At 48.3% G+C, this 15,054-nt stretch carries 16 protein-coding genes; 9 read left to right on the forward strand and 7 right to left on the reverse strand.

What is annotated here, in order from left to right:
- Nucleotides 1–15: 15 nt before the first annotated feature.
- Genes D791_RS11800 through hslR form a run of 3 tightly spaced genes read left to right on the forward strand, consistent with a single transcriptional unit; the run spans nucleotide 16 to nucleotide 1,140 of the window.
- Nucleotides 16–594: an HAD family hydrolase gene (locus tag D791_RS11800; RefSeq protein WP_337588640.1), complete on the forward strand. Its 579-nt coding sequence runs from the start codon at nucleotides 16–18 to the stop codon at nucleotides 592–594.
- On the forward strand, nucleotides 591–758 hold the full coding sequence (locus tag D791_RS21790; RefSeq protein WP_337588641.1) for an HAD family hydrolase: 168 nt from the start codon (nucleotides 591–593) through the stop codon (nucleotides 756–758). The genes D791_RS11800 and D791_RS21790 overlap by 4 nt, the downstream gene beginning before the upstream one ends.
- Nucleotides 742–1,140: a ribosome-associated heat shock protein Hsp15 gene (gene hslR, locus D791_RS11805; protein ID WP_036511859.1), complete on the forward strand. Its 399-nt coding sequence runs from the start codon at nucleotides 742–744 to the stop codon at nucleotides 1,138–1,140. The genes D791_RS21790 and hslR overlap by 17 nt, the downstream gene beginning before the upstream one ends.
- Here hslR and D791_RS11810 read toward each other — a convergent pair.
- Nucleotides 1,137–1,937 (reverse strand): phosphatase PAP2 family protein, encoded by an 801-nt coding sequence (locus D791_RS11810; RefSeq protein ID WP_157682346.1) that lies wholly within the window; start codon nucleotides 1,935–1,937, stop codon nucleotides 1,137–1,139. The two genes, hslR and D791_RS11810, sit on opposite strands and share 4 nt — an antisense overlap.
- A gap of 100 nt (nucleotides 1,938–2,037) precedes the next feature.
- Between D791_RS11810 and hslO the strand changes: the two genes are divergently transcribed.
- Both hslO and D791_RS11820 read left to right on the forward strand, forming a co-directional pair.
- Complete coding sequence (hslO, locus tag D791_RS11815) at nucleotides 2,038–2,922, forward strand: Hsp33 family molecular chaperone HslO (protein ID WP_036511863.1); 885 nt, start codon at nucleotides 2,038–2,040, stop codon at nucleotides 2,920–2,922.
- Nucleotides 2,923–3,166: 244 nt separating this feature from the next.
- Complete coding sequence (locus D791_RS11820; protein ID WP_036511865.1) at nucleotides 3,167–4,714, forward strand: phosphoenolpyruvate carboxykinase; 1,548 nt, start codon at nucleotides 3,167–3,169, stop codon at nucleotides 4,712–4,714.
- Between the two features lie 113 nt (nucleotides 4,715–4,827).
- On the opposite strand, the gene D791_RS21795 is transcribed toward D791_RS11820, so the two are convergent.
- Together D791_RS21795 and ppx are read right to left on the reverse strand one after the other, a co-directional pair.
- On the reverse strand, nucleotides 4,828–5,367 hold the full coding sequence (locus D791_RS21795) for a hypothetical protein (RefSeq protein WP_337588642.1): 540 nt from the start codon (nucleotides 5,365–5,367) through the stop codon (nucleotides 4,828–4,830).
- Nucleotides 5,348–6,346, reverse strand: a complete 999-nt coding sequence (gene ppx, locus D791_RS11825) for an exopolyphosphatase (protein ID WP_337588643.1) — start codon at nucleotides 6,344–6,346, stop codon at nucleotides 5,348–5,350. Before ppx ends, D791_RS21795 begins: the two co-directional genes overlap by 20 nt.
- Before the next feature lie 202 nt (nucleotides 6,347–6,548).
- Here ppx and trxA point away from each other — a divergent pair, with 202 nt between their 5' ends.
- The 4 genes from trxA (at nucleotide 6,549) to D791_RS11845 (ending at nucleotide 10,685) form a co-directional block, all read left to right on the forward strand.
- On the forward strand, nucleotides 6,549–6,875 hold the full coding sequence (gene trxA / locus D791_RS11830; RefSeq protein ID WP_036511867.1) for a thioredoxin TrxA: 327 nt from the start codon (nucleotides 6,549–6,551) through the stop codon (nucleotides 6,873–6,875).
- A gap of 229 nt (nucleotides 6,876–7,104) precedes the next feature.
- Nucleotides 7,105–8,364, forward strand: a complete 1,260-nt coding sequence (rho, locus tag D791_RS11835) for a transcription termination factor Rho (RefSeq protein ID WP_036511869.1) — start codon at nucleotides 7,105–7,107, stop codon at nucleotides 8,362–8,364.
- A 93-nt stretch (nucleotides 8,365–8,457) separates the two neighbouring features.
- Complete coding sequence (gene ubiD, locus D791_RS11840) at nucleotides 8,458–9,948, forward strand: 4-hydroxy-3-polyprenylbenzoate decarboxylase (protein ID WP_036511872.1); 1,491 nt, start codon at nucleotides 8,458–8,460, stop codon at nucleotides 9,946–9,948.
- Nucleotides 9,945–10,685 (forward strand): NAD(P)H-flavin reductase, encoded by a 741-nt coding sequence (locus tag D791_RS11845; protein ID WP_036511874.1) that lies wholly within the window; start codon nucleotides 9,945–9,947, stop codon nucleotides 10,683–10,685. Before ubiD ends, D791_RS11845 begins: the two co-directional genes overlap by 4 nt.
- Before the next feature lie 69 nt (nucleotides 10,686–10,754).
- Here the strand turns inward: D791_RS11845 and D791_RS11850 are convergent, their stop codons facing one another.
- From D791_RS11850 to hemC, 4 genes are read right to left on the reverse strand one after another with little or no spacing between them, the layout of a single operon-like run.
- Nucleotides 10,755–12,002, reverse strand: coding sequence for a heme biosynthesis HemY N-terminal domain-containing protein (locus D791_RS11850; RefSeq protein ID WP_036511876.1), 1,248 nt, complete (start codon nucleotides 12,000–12,002; stop codon nucleotides 10,755–10,757).
- Nucleotides 12,002–13,288 carry a uroporphyrinogen-III C-methyltransferase gene (locus D791_RS11855; RefSeq protein WP_036511877.1) on the reverse strand — a complete coding sequence of 429 codons (1,287 nt, stop codon included), beginning with the start codon at nucleotides 13,286–13,288 and terminating at the stop codon, nucleotides 12,002–12,004. The genes D791_RS11850 and D791_RS11855 overlap by 1 nt, the downstream gene beginning before the upstream one ends.
- Nucleotides 13,285–14,100, reverse strand: a complete 816-nt coding sequence (locus D791_RS11860; protein ID WP_051514480.1) for a uroporphyrinogen-III synthase — start codon at nucleotides 14,098–14,100, stop codon at nucleotides 13,285–13,287. The genes D791_RS11855 and D791_RS11860 overlap by 4 nt, the downstream gene beginning before the upstream one ends.
- The gene (gene hemC / locus D791_RS11865; RefSeq protein WP_202806869.1) at nucleotides 14,084–15,016 is read right to left on the reverse strand and encodes a hydroxymethylbilane synthase; all 933 of its coding nucleotides are present in this window, start codon (nucleotides 15,014–15,016) and stop codon (nucleotides 14,084–14,086) included. The genes D791_RS11860 and hemC overlap by 17 nt, the downstream gene beginning before the upstream one ends.
- Between the last annotated feature and the right edge of the window lie 38 nt (nucleotides 15,017–15,054).

Raw genomic sequence — 15,054 nt, forward strand, 5'->3', positions numbered from 1 at the left:
TTGGCGAATAGCTCGATGAGCTTCAAAAATCAAATTGATCAGTTCATACTGGAGATAGGTTTAATCAATAGGGTAAGTGTTTCACTGATGATATTGGATTGGCAAGCGATAGACACAGTTTTGTTGGATATGGACGGTACTTTGTTGGATCTCCATTTTGACTCCTATTTTTGGTTGGAGTTTTTGCCTACGCGCTATGCGCAAGTGCATGCGCTTGAGCCAAGTGAAGCAAAGCAATGGCTGCATGAGCGCATAAAGCAGGAGCAGGGGCGTCTCAGTTGGTATTGTTTGGATTATTGGACAGAAGAGTTGGGCTTGCCTGTTGCGGCGCTAAAGCATGAAGTGGCCGAAAAGATTGGCTTTCGTCCGAATGTGCCGAGTTTTTTAAAGGCGTTAAAAACATCACACAAACGCAGTGTGATTGTCACCAACGCGCACCCTGATAGCTTAAATTTAAAGTTAGAACGAACGGGGTTGGCCAGTATGGTCGATGCGGTGATTTCATCTCACGAGTTTAAGGTGCCGAAAGAAGATCAAGCATTTTGGCATGCGTTACAGGAGAGAGAGCCCTTCTCGCTTCGCGAACCCTGTTGATTGATGATAGTCTCCCTGTCCTTAACTCCGCTGCTCGCTATGGTGTCGGCTACTTGCTGAGTATCGCTCAACCCGATAGTCAACTGCCTGCGCGCAGTGTTGATCGCTTTAATGCAATTCATGATTTTGAAGAGGTGATGCCAACGAATGACCCAACATTATGATTCTAGCCAATCAAAAGTGCGATTAGATAAGTGGCTCTGGGCCGCTCGATTTTATAAAACGCGTGCATTGGCCAAGCAAATGATTGAAGGCGGTAAAGTGCATTATGATGGACAGCGTGCAAAAAGTAGCAAAATGGTTGAGATAGGCGCAGAGCTGACCCTCCGATTAGGTTTTGATGAAAAAACCATAGTTGTCGTGAGTCTTGCCGACCAGAGGAGAGGAGCCGAGGAGGCTCAGCGCTTGTATCGTGAAACTCAAGAAAGTATTGAAAAACGAGAGATTGCAGCAGAGCAACGCAAAACCTACGGCAGCGCTCCCGAGCATCGACCGGATAAAAAAAGTCGTCGGGAGTTGCTGCGTATTAAGGGGAGCTGGGATTAGTCCCGGCCTCGACTGGCATCAAAAAAAGCCAGTTTTCCGACTAGTGGAATTCGGCTGACTAGGTGAAACAAAGGTTGAAGGTGCTTGGCAAGGCTGTTCGTACACTTGTGAAGCAGGGGGGTGTAGAAGCCCCAAGCAAGGATAGGCAGTGCGATGACTAAGCCGCCAACGAGAATGTCACTGAGCCAGTGCGCGCCTCCGACCAGTCTTGGAAAAATCATCAGTGTTGCAATTATAGCCGCCACATACGCCATCAAGTGACGAGCGCTCATGAGTAGGTAACCGGCCCAGAGTAACAAAATGGTTGCGTGGTCTCCGGGGAAACTGCGAGATGAGGCATCTTTAGCGGGGATGCCGGGGAATAGCTCAGTCAGTAAATAGGCAGGCTCTAGTACTCTAGAGGGGCTAGGTCCTGTTAGATCCATCGCTTTCGCAAATTCGTAGAAAAAATAGCGTAATGGAAGCAGTAAGAAGAGCAATACCACAAAGCCGATAAAGGCTTTTTGGAGCTCTGCACGAGGAATGCCCAGTTTAGGGAAAATGAGAAAGCACAGCATCACGACCGCCAATGCGAGGTCTTTGTAGCGTGTGTTTGCCCAAGCCCAGAGCCAAGCCCAAGTTCCGCCGCTCTCAAGGGATGAATTTAATGCAAAGAAAACCTGCTCATCCGCGGCTCTCCAGGCAAAAAAGCCCGCTGGCCACACAAAACTGAGCAGGAGCGCTAACGCAATTGCATGAAAGATAATCAGTGGGCGTAGCTGCCATTGATCTGAAAAAAAAGGTTTTGAGCTTGTCATACGAATGAATAGACCCATTATGTTAAAATATTTCTTTATGGTAACAGCGCAAGTGCGCCGGCTCCACTCTTAGAGTTAGCCGTTAAGGTGGAAATTGTGAATGAGCTCACCGGATAAAATTCAACGAATACTGTTTGACGATTTAGATGTGCGAGGTGTGGTGACAGGGCTGCAGGAAAGCTATCAGTCGGTATTGAGTCGTAACAGCTACCCAGCAAGCATCCAAACACTGTTAGGCGAAATGATGGCGGCCGTTACGCTATTAAGCTCGACGTTAAAGTTTGAGGGACGACTGATTTTGCAAGCGCAAGGCACGGGTGCCGTGCGTATGTTAATGGCGGAATGCACACACCATCAGCAGGTAAGAGCTGTTGCCAGAATTGATGGCGATGTTCCAGATGTTACCAGTCTTGCACAGCTGCTAGAGGATGGGCGTTTGGCTCTAACGCTAGAGCCTGCGGGTGGACAGCGTTATCAAGGCGTGGTGGGTTTGGAAGGTGAAACGCTCGCTAAATGCCTAGAGATTTACTTTAAGCAGTCTGAGCAATTGGCGACACGTATCTACTTGCAAGCCGATGGGCAGCAAGCCTCGGGTCTTTTGTTGCAGATGCTACCCAGCGCGAAGGCGAGTGTCGACGACTGGGAGCGAATTACGTTTTTAGCGGGAACCTTGTCAGCAGACGAGTTGCTCTCATTGGACAATGAGACACTGCTTTATCGTTTATTTCACGAAGAGGCGTGTCGGCTCTTTGAAGCGCAAACGCTTGCGTTTTATTGCGACTGCTCCCGGGAACGAAGTGAGAACGCACTCAAGCTCTTAGCTGAATCTGACCTGCTAGACGCCGCCGCTGAAGAGAGCGATGGTGTGTTAAAGGTTGATTGCCAATTCTGTAATGAGCGCTATTTGTTTACTCAAACGGACATTAAATCCCTTTTTGCTGAGTCGTCCCAAGAGGGTGGCGCGGGAGATTCCGTATTGCACTAACTGCAAAGATACGTTAAACCTTAGTCTAGCTAGGCAAATTTGTGAATGAGAAGAGTTTCTGCATTGTCCCAATGCGCGCTTTTTTATGTCATAATAGTTGGCCTTTAGAGTGTGAAAAAGTATTAGTATTTAGGCTCGGACATCTGTGTAACCTAAGCGATTAGCGGGTACTCACCGAGGCTTCTTGGCAGGGGTCTTTAAGGCTCTTCAGTAATTTTTTGGCATAGCGCCAAGGGAATTAGTAATGACTACAGAAACCGTCAAAATTGCACATCAGAACCTTAGCCCAGCTGAGTTAGTTGAGCGCGCCTTACAGCGTCAAGAAGGTGTGCTGGCTGATAATGGTGCACTGGTTGTCACAACCGGTAAGCGTACCGGGCGTTCACCGATGGATCGTTTTATCGTTAAGGATGCGACCACTGCCGATACCGTGGATTGGGGAAAGGTGAATCGACCGTTTGATCCTGAAAAATTCAATGCCTTATGGGATCGTGTGGCCAATTGGTTGAATGATGAAGAGCGCTTTGTATCCTATGTGCATGTTGGCTCGGATGACAATCATTACCTTCCAGTTAAAATGACAACGCAAACCGCGTGGCAAAATCTGTTTGGTTTAAATCTCTTTATTCGTCCCTCCGTGTATAACCCTAATTCAAAAGATGAGTGGGAAATTATCAATGCCGCTGGCTTCGTCTGTGAGCCAGAGCGTGATGGTACAAACAGTGATGGTTGCGTCATTCTAAATTTCACCGAGCGTAAAGTCCTAATTGCGGGCATGCGCTACGCTGGCGAAATGAAAAAAGCCATGTTCTCTGTGCAAAACTTCTTGTTGCCTGAGTTCGATGTGTTACCTATGCATTGTTCAGCCAATATTGGCGAAGACGGCTCTACAACCCTGTTCTTCGGATTGTCGGGTACAGGTAAAACGACCTTGTCTGCAGACCCTGAGCGCTTCTTGATCGGGGATGATGAGCATGGTTGGGGAACAGGCGTTGTCTTCAATATTGAAGGTGGTTGCTATGCTAAAACCATTAACCTGAGCCAGAAGAATGAACCCATTATTTGGGATGCGATTCGATTTGGTGCAATTGTTGAAAACGTTACGTTGGATGAAAAACGCGTCGCAGATTACAACGACACGTCGCTGACCGAAAACGGTCGCTGTGCGTATCCACTTGAGCACGTTGAAAAGCGCTCGTCTGACAACAAGGGTGCAGAACCTGAAGCCATCGTCTTCTTGACCTGTGACTTAACGGGTGTTTTGCCACCTGTTTCTGTATTAACCAAAGAAGCAGCAGCGTATCACTTCTTGTCTGGATATACAGCCTTGGTCGGCTCAACTGAAATGGGTTCAGGTGGTGGCATTAAGTCAACCTTCTCTACTTGCTTTGGTGCACCTTTCTTCCCACGCCCAGCGCATGTTTATGCTGACTTATTGATGAAGCGTATCAACGCCTTTGGTTCACGCGTGTACCTTGTGAACACAGGTTGGACTGGTGGCTCTTACGGAACGGGTCAGCGCTTCAGCATTCCGACGACGCGCGGTATCATTAGTGCGATTCAAAGTGGTGCGCTAAAAGATTGTGAGCTGGTTCATTTGCCAGGTATCAATCTTGCCGTTCCGACTCAGGTGCCAGGGGTTGATTCTTCTTTGTTGAATCCGCGCGAAACTTGGGCGAATCCGGCCGACTATGACGCCGCTGCAAAAGACTTGATTCAACAGTTTGTTGATAACTTCCAGAAATTCTCTGGTGTCTCTGAAGAGATCATTAAAGCAGGTCCACAGTTGTAAGCGTCTAACACACATATAAAAAAGCCCTTGATCGCGGTCAGCGTCAAGGGCTTTTTTGTAGCCTTCATTTGTAGCGTTCAATCCATCGTTCACGTGGAGTGGCTTTTTACATGTCAGTCGACTTTAAGCTTATAGTCCATGCTTTTTAGAAATTCAGATTCATTTTCAAGATCTGCACATGTCAGTGGATGATGGTCAAGCCATCCTGACGGGAAGCTTAGGTGTAGCTTATTACCATCGACTTGCAAGCTGAAGGCCGGTAAGCGTGCTTTGCTACGGCTACGATGAAAGATGACGGCCAAGCGAAGCAAAAGACACAAACGCAGATACGCATCGCGTTTTTCGTCCGGTAGCGTTTTGTATTCGTCTTTAGGGAGTTTGCGACGATGCCCTTTTGCTAAAAAGGCCAGCATTTGCTGCTCTAAATGACTGAATCCTGCCAAGTCACAGTGTTGCAGTAAATAGGCACTGTGGCGATGATAACGGTTGTGCGAAATGGTTAATCCGATTTCGTGTGTACGAGCTGACCAGCAGAGCATGTCATGGAATTCTGGATCATTCAGCTGCCATGCGTCTTTGACTTGTGCGAGCAGAATCAGTGCAGTAGCTTCAATGCGATAGGCGTGCTTGCTGTCAATGTGGTAACGTTGCATCAAGCATTGATTGTCCGTTCACGCACGTCTTCATGCGTAAACGCCCAGCCATATCGTAAAGTACACCTTCGCGAAGCGCACCATCCGAAAATGCCATGCTGTCAATATCCAGCGACTCAAAGGCGGCATCGAGAATGGCGACCCCTGCAGGTAATACGGCTTTGCGCTCGGGTTTAATCGTCGAAAGCATCAGTTGGTCCGAATGTCCGACCTGAAGTAAGTGAGCTTTAAGTTTGTTTAAAGCTTCGCGTGTAATCATACCATTCGAAAGGCCGAGTTCTGTGCAGGCTTGCAAGGTGGCTTTTATCGTGCCAGAAGAACCCACGCAGCTGCTCCAGCCTAAGCGCTTATAGTTGCGTCTGATGGATAAAAGCTCCTGTTGTGCAGCCATTTTGGCCTTGTAAAAGCCAGACTCAGTAATTTTTCCATCTAAGAAAAACTCTTCATGGAAGCTTACGCATCCCATTTGTAGGCTTTCGAGCAGTTGGGGTTCAAAGCGTTCGCCGATAATAAACTCGGTACTGCCGCCGCCAATGTCAATCACTAAGCGTTTGCCTGAGTCGTCTGCAAGGCTATGAGAAACACCTAAATAGATAAGACGTGCTTCTTCATGTCCAGCAATGATTTGAATCGGTAGGCCCAAGATTTGAGCTGCTTTCTGTGCGAATTCATCGCCATTAACGGCTTCTCGTAGCGCGTTGGTTGCAACCGCACGTATTGATCGGCGAGGTAGCTCCGTTAAACGTTGAGCAAATCGGCTCAGACAATCGAGCCCTCTTTGCTGTGCTTCAGGTGTTAAAAGCCCTTCGTCGTCCATACCGGATGCAAGCTGTACTTTTTCCGACATGATATCAATGGGTTTTAATTCACCCTCAACATAGCGTGCGACGACCATGTGAAAACTATTCGATCCAATGTCGATGGCCGCCATCAATGCGCCGGGTTTATTGGGATCAATTGTGGCTGATTGTTCGTACATTGATTCTAATCTCTAATTTACTTTTAACAGAGAGTACTGGCTAAATGCCTATTCTGCCAGACCCTTTCGTGCTTAAGAAGCTTTTCACTATCTAGGTGATAGGGTATACCTATGAATATTCAGTTCACAATCAGTAAAAACTGGTGTTATTATCCATGTATAATCGATTACAAAGCACCAAGTGCAATGGAGAGAGAAGTTCATGAGCGATATTATTGTTAACGTCACCGACGCAAGCTTTGAAGATGAGGTGGTGAAGTCTGATAGCCCCGTCTTGGTCGATTATTGGGCGGAGTGGTGTGGCCCATGCAAGATGATCGCCCCTGTCCTTGAGGAAATCGCTAAGGAATACGAAGGGCAGCTCAAGGTGTGCAAGCTGAACATTGATGAAAACAACGAAACGCCGCCAAAGTTCGGTATTCGCGGAATCCCAACGTTAATGCTGTTCAAGGGGGGGAACGTTGAAGCGACTAAGGTAGGTGCATTGTCGAAGTCACAGTTGTCAGCTTTTATTGATGCAAATCTGTAATTGCTGAAACGGATGCGCGATTTACGTCGGTATATCGCGCATTTTGTTATCAGAAAACTAGACACCAGCTCATAAAATCTTTATATTTCCCTTATCTTTTACGTGTCGTTAGATGTTACTAGGTACAATAATCGTTACCTTTAGTTTCGATTGCTGTAATTAATCTTTCCAATCAATCCTCCGGCTACCATTCAATATCAGCCCACTCTTGGCTGCATCCAAAGAAACTATGAATCTTACCGAATTAAAATTAAAAAGTGTTCCTGATCTTCTAGAGATCGCAAATACCATGGGCCTACATAATATGGCTCGGTCTCGCAAACAAGATGTTATTTTTGCAATCTTGAAAAAACATGCCGTCAGTGGAGAAGACATCTACGGCGATGGTGTTTTGGAGATACTGCAAGATGGCTTCGGGTTTTTGCGTTCAGCAGACTCTTCGTACCTGGCAGGTCCCGACGACATTTATGTGTCACCTAGCCAAATACGACGCTTTAATCTACGAACGGGCGATACCATTGCAGGTAAAATTCGCCCACCAAAGGACGGTGAGCGTTATTTTGCACTGCTTAAAGTCAGTGAAATCAACTTCGACCGTCCTGAAAATGCCAAGAACAAAATCCTTTTTGAAAACCTCACCCCTTTATTTGCTCAGTCCCGCATTCGGATGGAAGTGGGAAATGGCAGTACCGAAGATATTACGGCACGCGTCATTGACTTGGTTTCACCTATGGGTAAAGGTCAGCGTGCGCTGATTGTGTCTCCGCCAAAAGCGGGTAAAACCTTAATGCTGCAAAATATCGCCAACAGCATTACGCGTAACAGCCCAGATTGCTACTTGATTGTCCTCTTGATAGATGAACGTCCTGAAGAAGTGACCGACATGCAGCGTACGGTCAGAGGTGAAGTTGTAGCTTCAACCTTTGATGAGCCGCCATCACGTCACGTTCAAGTGGCTGAAATGGTGTTGGAAAAGGCAAAACGCTTAACCGAGCATAAAAAGGACGTTGTTATCCTTCTTGATTCGATTACACGTTTGGCGCGTGCCTACAACACAGTTATTCCATCCTCCGGTAAGGTATTAACGGGTGGTGTTGATGCGCATGCCTTAGAACGCCCCAAGCGCTTCTTTGGTGCCGCTCGAAATATTGAAGAAGGTGGAAGCCTTACCATTATTGCCACGGCGCTGGTCGATACGGGCTCTAAAATGGACGAAGTCATTTACGAAGAGTTCAAGGGAACGGGTAATGCTGAGGTTCACCTTGATCGTAAAGTGGCCGAGAAACGAGTGTTCCCAGCGATTAATATTCGTCGTTCCGGTACGCGCAGAGAAGACCTGCTGACCACGGAAGATGAGTTGCAACGTATGTGGATTCTCAGAAAGTTACTTGATCCAATGGAAGACGCAGCGGCGACAGAGTTTGTTATTGATAAGCTAAAAGATTTCAAAACAAATGATGAGTTCTTCTTGTCGATGAAGCGTAAGTAACGATCTATTTCGATGTTGCTGACGTAAGGCTAACATCTTCAAACAGGTAGCGACCGCTTTGGCGTCGCTACCGCTCTCAAAAAAGTTATTGCCATGTCTACACCAAAATACAAAGATCTCCGAGATTTTATCCGAATGCTGGAGCAGCGCGGTGAACTGAAGCGCATCAAACAGCCTATCAATCCTGTTTTGGAAATGACTGAAATCTGTGATAGAACGCTGCGAGCCGGCGGGCCTGCGCTATTGTTTGAAAACCCTGTTGGCTTTAAATACCCTGTCCTTGCTAACCTGTTTGGAACCCCTGAGCGTGTTGCGTTAGGCATGGGTGAAGAGTCTGTTTCGGCGTTGCGAGATGTGGGTAAGTTGCTGGCACAGCTGAAAGAGCCTGAACCGCCTAAGGGTTTTAAAGACGCTTGGGAAAAACTGCCAGTGTTTAAGCACGTCTTGAATATGGGGCCTAAGTTGGTACGTTCGGCACCTTGTCAGGAATATGTCATTGAGGGTGATGATGTTGACTTGTATCAGCTGCCAATTCAGACCTGCTGGCCGGGAGATGCTGGACCTTTAGTGACTTGGCCACTGGTCATCACGCGTGGGCCGAATAAACCGCGTCAAAACCTAGGTATTTACCGTCAGCAGCTCATTGGCCGCAATAAGCTGATTATGAGATGGTTGGCCCATCGTGGGGGAGCACTAGACTTCCGTGAATGGCAACAGGCAAATCCTGGGCAGCCGTTTCCCGTTGCCGTGGCATTGGGAGCTGATCCCGCGACTATTTTAGGTGCCGTGACTCCGGTTCCTGATACGCTGTCGGAGTATGCATTCGCAGGTTTATTGCGCGGTGGCAAAACGGAATTGGTTAAGTGTATTGGCAATGATTTGCAGGTGCCTGCAAGCGCTGAGTTTGTTCTCGAAGGGTATATTTACCCAGATGAGATGGCGGATGAAGGGCCGTTTGGGGATCATACGGGCTACTACAATGAAGTGGATCGTTTTCCGGTCTTTACGGTTGAGCGAGTTACGCACCGTAAAGACCCGATTTATCACAGCACCTACACGGGGCGGCCACCGGACGAGCCGGCCATTTTAGGGGTTGCTCTGAATGAAGTTTTCGTGCCGATATTGCAAAAGCAGTTCCCCGAGATCATTGATTTTTATTTACCACCCGAGGGCTGTTCTTATCGGATTGCGGTTGTGACGATTAAAAAACAGTATCCTGGTCATGCAAAACGTGTCATGTTGGGTGTTTGGTCATTTTTGCGCCAATTTATGTACACTAAGTTTGTTGTTGTTTGTGATGATGATGTCAACGCTCGCGATTGGAAAGACGTGATTTGGGCGATTACCACACGAATGGACCCTTCTCGAGATACCGTCATGATTGAAAATACGCCGATTGATTATCTTGACTTTGCATCTCCTGTTTCTGGCTTAGGCTCCAAAATGGGGATGGATGCGACCAACAAATGGCCTGGAGAAACTCAGCGTGAGTGGGGAGAGCCCATTGCGATGAGTGATGACATCAAGCAGCGAGTGGATGAGTTGTGGGATAGTCTAGATATCCTTGGAGGAGCACAGAATTGAAAAGTTACACGACAGATATCGTCAATGTCAGTTTATTGAACCATGATGTGTATCGAGTCCGTTTACGTTTGGCAGACGCTCAGCAACGGTTGGAATTTATTGCGGGCCAATATTTAGATTTAGAATTGCCTGATGGGCGCAAAGCATCTTTCTCGATTGCGTCTGCACCTGATCAAAGCAGCGATTTGGAACTGCATATCCGTGCGATGCCCGAGAGCCTTTTAAATACAGCAATCTTGACGCATCTGCAGACCCAGCCACAGGTGCGTGTCACCTTGGGTATGGGGACCTGTTGCCTAGATGTACACAGATTGAAGCCTGAGCAGCACTTAATCTTTGTGGCCGCAAGCACAGGATTTGCTCAAATCAAAAGTATGGTTGAGCATTTGCTCGCCAATCAAGTGATGAATCCCATCGATATTTATTGGGGGGCTCGTCAGCGTGAAGATATGTATTTAGTGGATTTGCCGCATCAGTGGTCCAAAGAGCATAAAAATGTGCACTTTGTGCCAGTCTTGAGCGAGGAGGATGCTGAATGGATGGGGCGTAAAGGAATGTTGCCCAGCGCAATTCAAGAAGACCTGCCGAGTGATCTGACTCAGTTAAGGGTTTACATTAGTGGGTCACCTGCCATGGTATACGCATTAGTGGATGTGTTGGAAGACAAAGGCGTGCAGGAAGATCAGATCTTTGCGGATGCGTTTGCCTATGCGCCAAGGCCTGTGCGACAGGTTTAAGTTGGTGTGTATTGCTGTAAAAAAAGGGTCATAACAGACCCTTTTTTTATGCATCCTGTAGTGCAGTGTTTAGGTTGCTTTGAGTGCCGGGGGTGGCAAGGGTAAATCAGGGAGTTGGCTGCTCAGAAGCTCAATACTCCGATTCAGTTGCTCGCTGGCCTCAAGAGGTTTGCCGAGATGCTTCAAAAGTCTTGCGTATTCTGCGAGATGTTCAGGTGTCTCCTGAGACGCCAGAGTCATTTGATAATACTCAGCGGCTTCTTCCCACTCTTGATTGAGAAGGGAGAGGCGAGCAAGGGCTAATCTTAGCCCGTGGCTCTCAGGGTGTGCGGAAAGCCATGCCTTCGCTTGATCAAGAAGCTTTCGTGGCTTGGCGATCTGTACTTGTCCATACAGCTCAATCAGTTTTTCACTCCAACTGTTGTTGAGCGTCTCGCGCAGTAAGGTTTCGGCTGCTGCAAACCCCTTGTGTTCGATGAGTTGCTGGGCGTATTCAGCCACCACGTCATTTTGTTTCGCAACTGTTTTGGGTAAGGTCACCCAAAGGCTTTGCAAATGCTTGACGGCATTCTCGTCGGTGAGGGTGTTTTGCTGTTTGAACTGCTTAAGAAGACCCAAACAAGCGTCTTTTTCAATGCGCTGCAACTGCGAGTTGGTCAGTGCTTCGTATTTTTTTAGGTCTGGAAGGAGGTCAACGAGACCTTGCCAGTCATCGAGCCCCACATAGACTTCTTTAAGCAGAACTAGAATTTGTTTGTTTCGCGGTTCTGTCCGACGAAGGTTTAACAGAAGCGTGAGTGCGGCTTCCACTTGTCCACGGTTGACCTTGAATTGAGCTTCAGTGATTTTAATGGTTACGTCGGCCTCAGGGGCTGCTTTTAAGGCCTTTTTTAGCAACAAATCAGCGTTCTGGTGGTCACCACCTTCATTGGCGGCACGTGCGGCTGCAAGGTAGTTAATCAGCGGAACGCCGGACTTTTCAGCTGATTGGCTGAGCAAGTTCTGTGCCTTCAAACAGTCGCCTTGTGACAGTTGTAAAAAGCCTTTAAGGGTTTCTTTGTTTGCTGCTTTTTGCTGTCTTTTTTCACGCCAGTTACGGAATTTCTCCCAAGGCAGGTGAGTGTTAAAAAACAGATTCACAAGGCCATGAGCAATGAAAAAGGCGATAAGGCCCGCAATTAAGAATACCCAAAGAGTGGTTTCAATCGTCGTTTGCTTGAAAGCCACTAATACATATCCAGTGTCTTGCATCATGAGCTGACCAGCCCATGCACCAGCGACTAAGACGATGAGCACCAGTAGAAAGAAACGTTTCATTAATTGCCTCCTTCTCTTTGTAAGCGTCTGACTTCAGCCATGTGATCCTTGAGTGCGTTGAGAGACGTGGCAATTGAAGGCAGCTCTGGCGCGACTTGGAAGGATTTAAGTTCTTCTATGGCACGCAGCAATGAAATAGCATTGGCTTCTGTTGTGTCAAAGTAGTCTCCGATCCAGGTTGATGCCTTCGATAAGCTCTCTTCGTATGCGCCTTGGCGACGTTGTAAAAGGGCGGTCTGCGCCTGCTCAAACATTAAGTGGAGATTCTGCTGTAAATAGTAGATTTGATCCGGGGCCAATAAGGGAGCAATCGGTGCATCTCTGTGTTGAATAACAATCAGTTGATCCAGCTTGTCCATGGCTTTGTTGAGTGCCGCTTTGGCGCCTGCTCCCCAGCTCTCTTTTAAAGAGTCCGGTGTCACATCATCCAATAAATTGGGTAGTTGGCGTTGATCAGAGGGGTGAGACATGCGCAGTTGTGCCGTTTGTTGGCTCATTGCGCTTAAGCGTAAGAAAATGCCCTCCACGTCCAGTCTTGGCACGCCTTCCAAAGCACTGATGTCTGCCGCTAAGCTTTGACGAATTGGGTATAGCGAAACATCGTCAGCTTCTTGTAACACCTTATCGGCGGATCTGAGCAGAGCCAAGGCGCCTGATGCCGAATTTTCCATTAAGACGCGCTGGTTGGCCAGACGCAGTAAGTACTCAGCTTCTGCCAGTAACCAGTCTTTATCGGCAACCTGCTGTTGTGCATTCATTTGTTGTACGGCTTGCGTTAAGCGGCCATGCAGCGTTTCGATGCTTTGTTCCGTTTGTGTGCTCAATGAGCGCAGTTGTTCAGTGCGCTCTTGAACTTGGCCTAACTGTTGACTAAGGCCGCTGATGCGCTCGCTGCTGTCCGCTTTAGCACTGGCTAGTGCGCTGTCTAGGTTTGCAGAGAGAAGTTGCAGTTGAGTGCGAGATTGCTCGCTGGACCAATACATATAGCCACTTAGACCCAGCGCCGCCACTGACAACACTAAAGCGACCTTCCCTGACCAGCTCGATGAGTTGGGTTGGGTCACAGGCGCCACTTCAGGCTTGGTGGGTGTTTCTGTAGACGCTATTTTGGGCTCGGCACTAGGTTCCGCTGCGGATGCACTTGGGTCGCTTGCGCTTGCTTCGTTAGTGTCAGGGCTGGAAGGCGTTGGCTCATCTGCACGATTGCTATCGGTTGCAGGGGCCGTTTGTTCAGGTTGAGTTTTCTTGGTCGTGCTATCGTTCTTCTTCTCTGGTGTGTCTTTCATGCCGGTTGTTCCAATTCGTTGGCAGGAAGTATTGCCTGAACCATTGATTCATCATCTGGTCCAGACGCAACCCTGACCCGGGTGAATCCCAAACCTTGTGCTAATTCAGCAATTCTTTGGCTGGGAACGATTAACAAGCTTAAAAAAATTGATTGGCGCTGCTCTGTGGAAAGCTGGCCTACGATGGACAATAGGTTGGTCAGCACCTCGCCACTGGTTGCTAGAATGGCAGCAGGTGGGTGAGCGATCACAGCGTCATAAATAACCTGTTCAGAATAGCGGGGGCAGCGACGATAGTAAACTGTTCTATAATCGACTTTAGCACCACGTTGGGTGAGTGTGTCGTAAATAAGACGTCGGCCGTCTTGTCCGCGAAGGATGAGGACGCGTTGCCCTGCAACCCTTTGAAGACGCGCGTCCGCCAGTAAACTTTCGGAGTCGAAGCCCGTTTCAACAGACCAAGCCGGAATGTCTACACTTTGCAGGCGTTTGCAGGTCTGTTGGCCAATGCCGATCCACTCGACGCCGATGGGCAATTGAGGCCAATAGGTATCGATCCAGTCATACGCACATTCAGCTGCATTAGGGCTTACAAAAATAACGAATTGGTAGGTATCGATATTTTGAATGCTGTCTTTTAATGGCCAGTAGTCCGCTGTATTTATCTCGGTAACAGGCTCGATTTCCAATGCCGGGAGTGCGACGGCCTGTGCCCCTAGCTGCGCCAAGCGTTCACATTGGGCAGCGTTTTGATGCGCTGCCCGCAATACCAAGACATGACGGCCTTCTAAGGGTTTATCCATTTGATGCATAAACACTTTTTAACACCTCATCAGCACCCGCTGCCAATAAACGCTCGGCAAGGGTGATGCCCAAGGATTCGGCTTGATCTCTAGGGCCGCGAATGTCATCTCGCAAAACAAGGGTGCCATCTGGGCGTCCGACCAGTCCTCGTAACCAAAGCTGATCCCCCTCTAGCAGAGCGTAGCATCCAATGGGTACTTGGCATCCACCTTCAAGACGGCGGTTCATGGCGCGCTCGGCCAAGACTCGGTCAGCGGTGTCAAGATCATGCAGGGGTTGGAGCAGCGCGATGAGTTCATGATCGTCTAGTCGACACTCAATCCCAACCGCGCCTTGGCCGCCGGCTGGCAGGCTCTCTTCAGCGGGGATTTCCTGACGGATGCGCGTTTCAAGTTGCAGGCGAATCAAACCTGCGGTCGCAAGGATGATGGCATCAAACTCTCCCGCATCCAGTTTACCAAGGCGTGTTTGCACATTGCCGCGTAAGCTTGAAACAATTAGGTCGGGGCGACGTTCACGGATTTGGACTTCTCGGCGTAACGATGAGGTGCCAACGCGTGCGCCCAGTGGTAAATCATCCAGAGAATTGAAATGATTGCTGACAAAGGCATCTGTCGGCTTTTCGCGAGGGCAGATCACCGCAAGGCCTAATCCTTCAGGGAACTCCATAGGCACGTCTTTCATAGAGTGGACGGCGATGTCTGCTCGATGTTCGAGCATGGCGGTTTCCAGTTCTTTGACGAATAGCCCTTTGCCTCCGATTTTGGCCAAGGGCGTGTCGAGAATTTTGTCGCCTTGGGTGACCATTGTGACCAACTCGATCGTTAATTCGGGGTGGTGACGTTCCAATTCGGATTTCACGTATTCTGCTTGCCAAAGAGCAAGCAGGCTACGACGCGTAGCAATTCGTATGGTTCTGCTCATAATGTGGGCCCTGTCACCGCGATTAATCATCTTAAAAT

The sequence above is a fragment of the Nitrincola nitratireducens genome (assembly GCF_000585235.1).
Lineage (GTDB): Bacteria > Pseudomonadota > Gammaproteobacteria > Pseudomonadales > Balneatricaceae > Nitrincola > Nitrincola alkalisediminis.

Bases quoted from the DNA above. Each gene is read 5' to 3' on its own strand.
- hslR (WP_036511859.1), top strand. From the start codon at position 742: ATGACCCAACATTATGATTCTAGCCAATCAAAAGTGCGATTAGATAAG.
- hemC (WP_202806869.1), bottom strand. From the start codon at position 15,016: ATGAGCAGAACCATACGAATTGCTACGCGTCGTAGCCTGCTTGCTCTT.
- hslO (WP_036511863.1), top strand. From the start codon at position 2,038: ATGAGCTCACCGGATAAAATTCAACGAATACTGTTTGACGATTTAGAT.
- rho (WP_036511869.1), top strand. From the start codon at position 7,105: ATGAATCTTACCGAATTAAAATTAAAAAGTGTTCCTGATCTTCTAGAG.
- D791_RS11855 (WP_036511877.1), bottom strand. From the start codon at position 13,288: ATGAAAGACACACCAGAGAAGAAGAACGATAGCACGACCAAGAAAACT.
- ppx (WP_337588643.1), bottom strand. From the start codon at position 6,346: ATGTACGAACAATCAGCCACAATTGATCCCAATAAACCCGGCGCATTG.
- D791_RS21795 (WP_337588642.1), bottom strand. From the start codon at position 5,367: ATGCAACGTTACCACATTGACAGCAAGCACGCCTATCGCATTGAAGCT.
- trxA (WP_036511867.1), top strand. From the start codon at position 6,549: ATGAGCGATATTATTGTTAACGTCACCGACGCAAGCTTTGAAGATGAG.
- ubiD (WP_036511872.1), top strand. From the start codon at position 8,458: ATGTCTACACCAAAATACAAAGATCTCCGAGATTTTATCCGAATGCTG.
- D791_RS11850 (WP_036511876.1), bottom strand. From the start codon at position 12,002: ATGAAACGTTTCTTTCTACTGGTGCTCATCGTCTTAGTCGCTGGTGCA.
- D791_RS11860 (WP_051514480.1), bottom strand. From the start codon at position 14,100: ATGCATCAAATGGATAAACCCTTAGAAGGCCGTCATGTCTTGGTATTG.
- D791_RS11820 (WP_036511865.1), top strand. From the start codon at position 3,167: ATGACTACAGAAACCGTCAAAATTGCACATCAGAACCTTAGCCCAGCT.
- D791_RS11800 (WP_337588640.1), top strand. From the start codon at position 16: ATGAGCTTCAAAAATCAAATTGATCAGTTCATACTGGAGATAGGTTTA.
- D791_RS11810 (WP_157682346.1), bottom strand. From the start codon at position 1,937: ATGACAAGCTCAAAACCTTTTTTTTCAGATCAATGGCAGCTACGCCCA.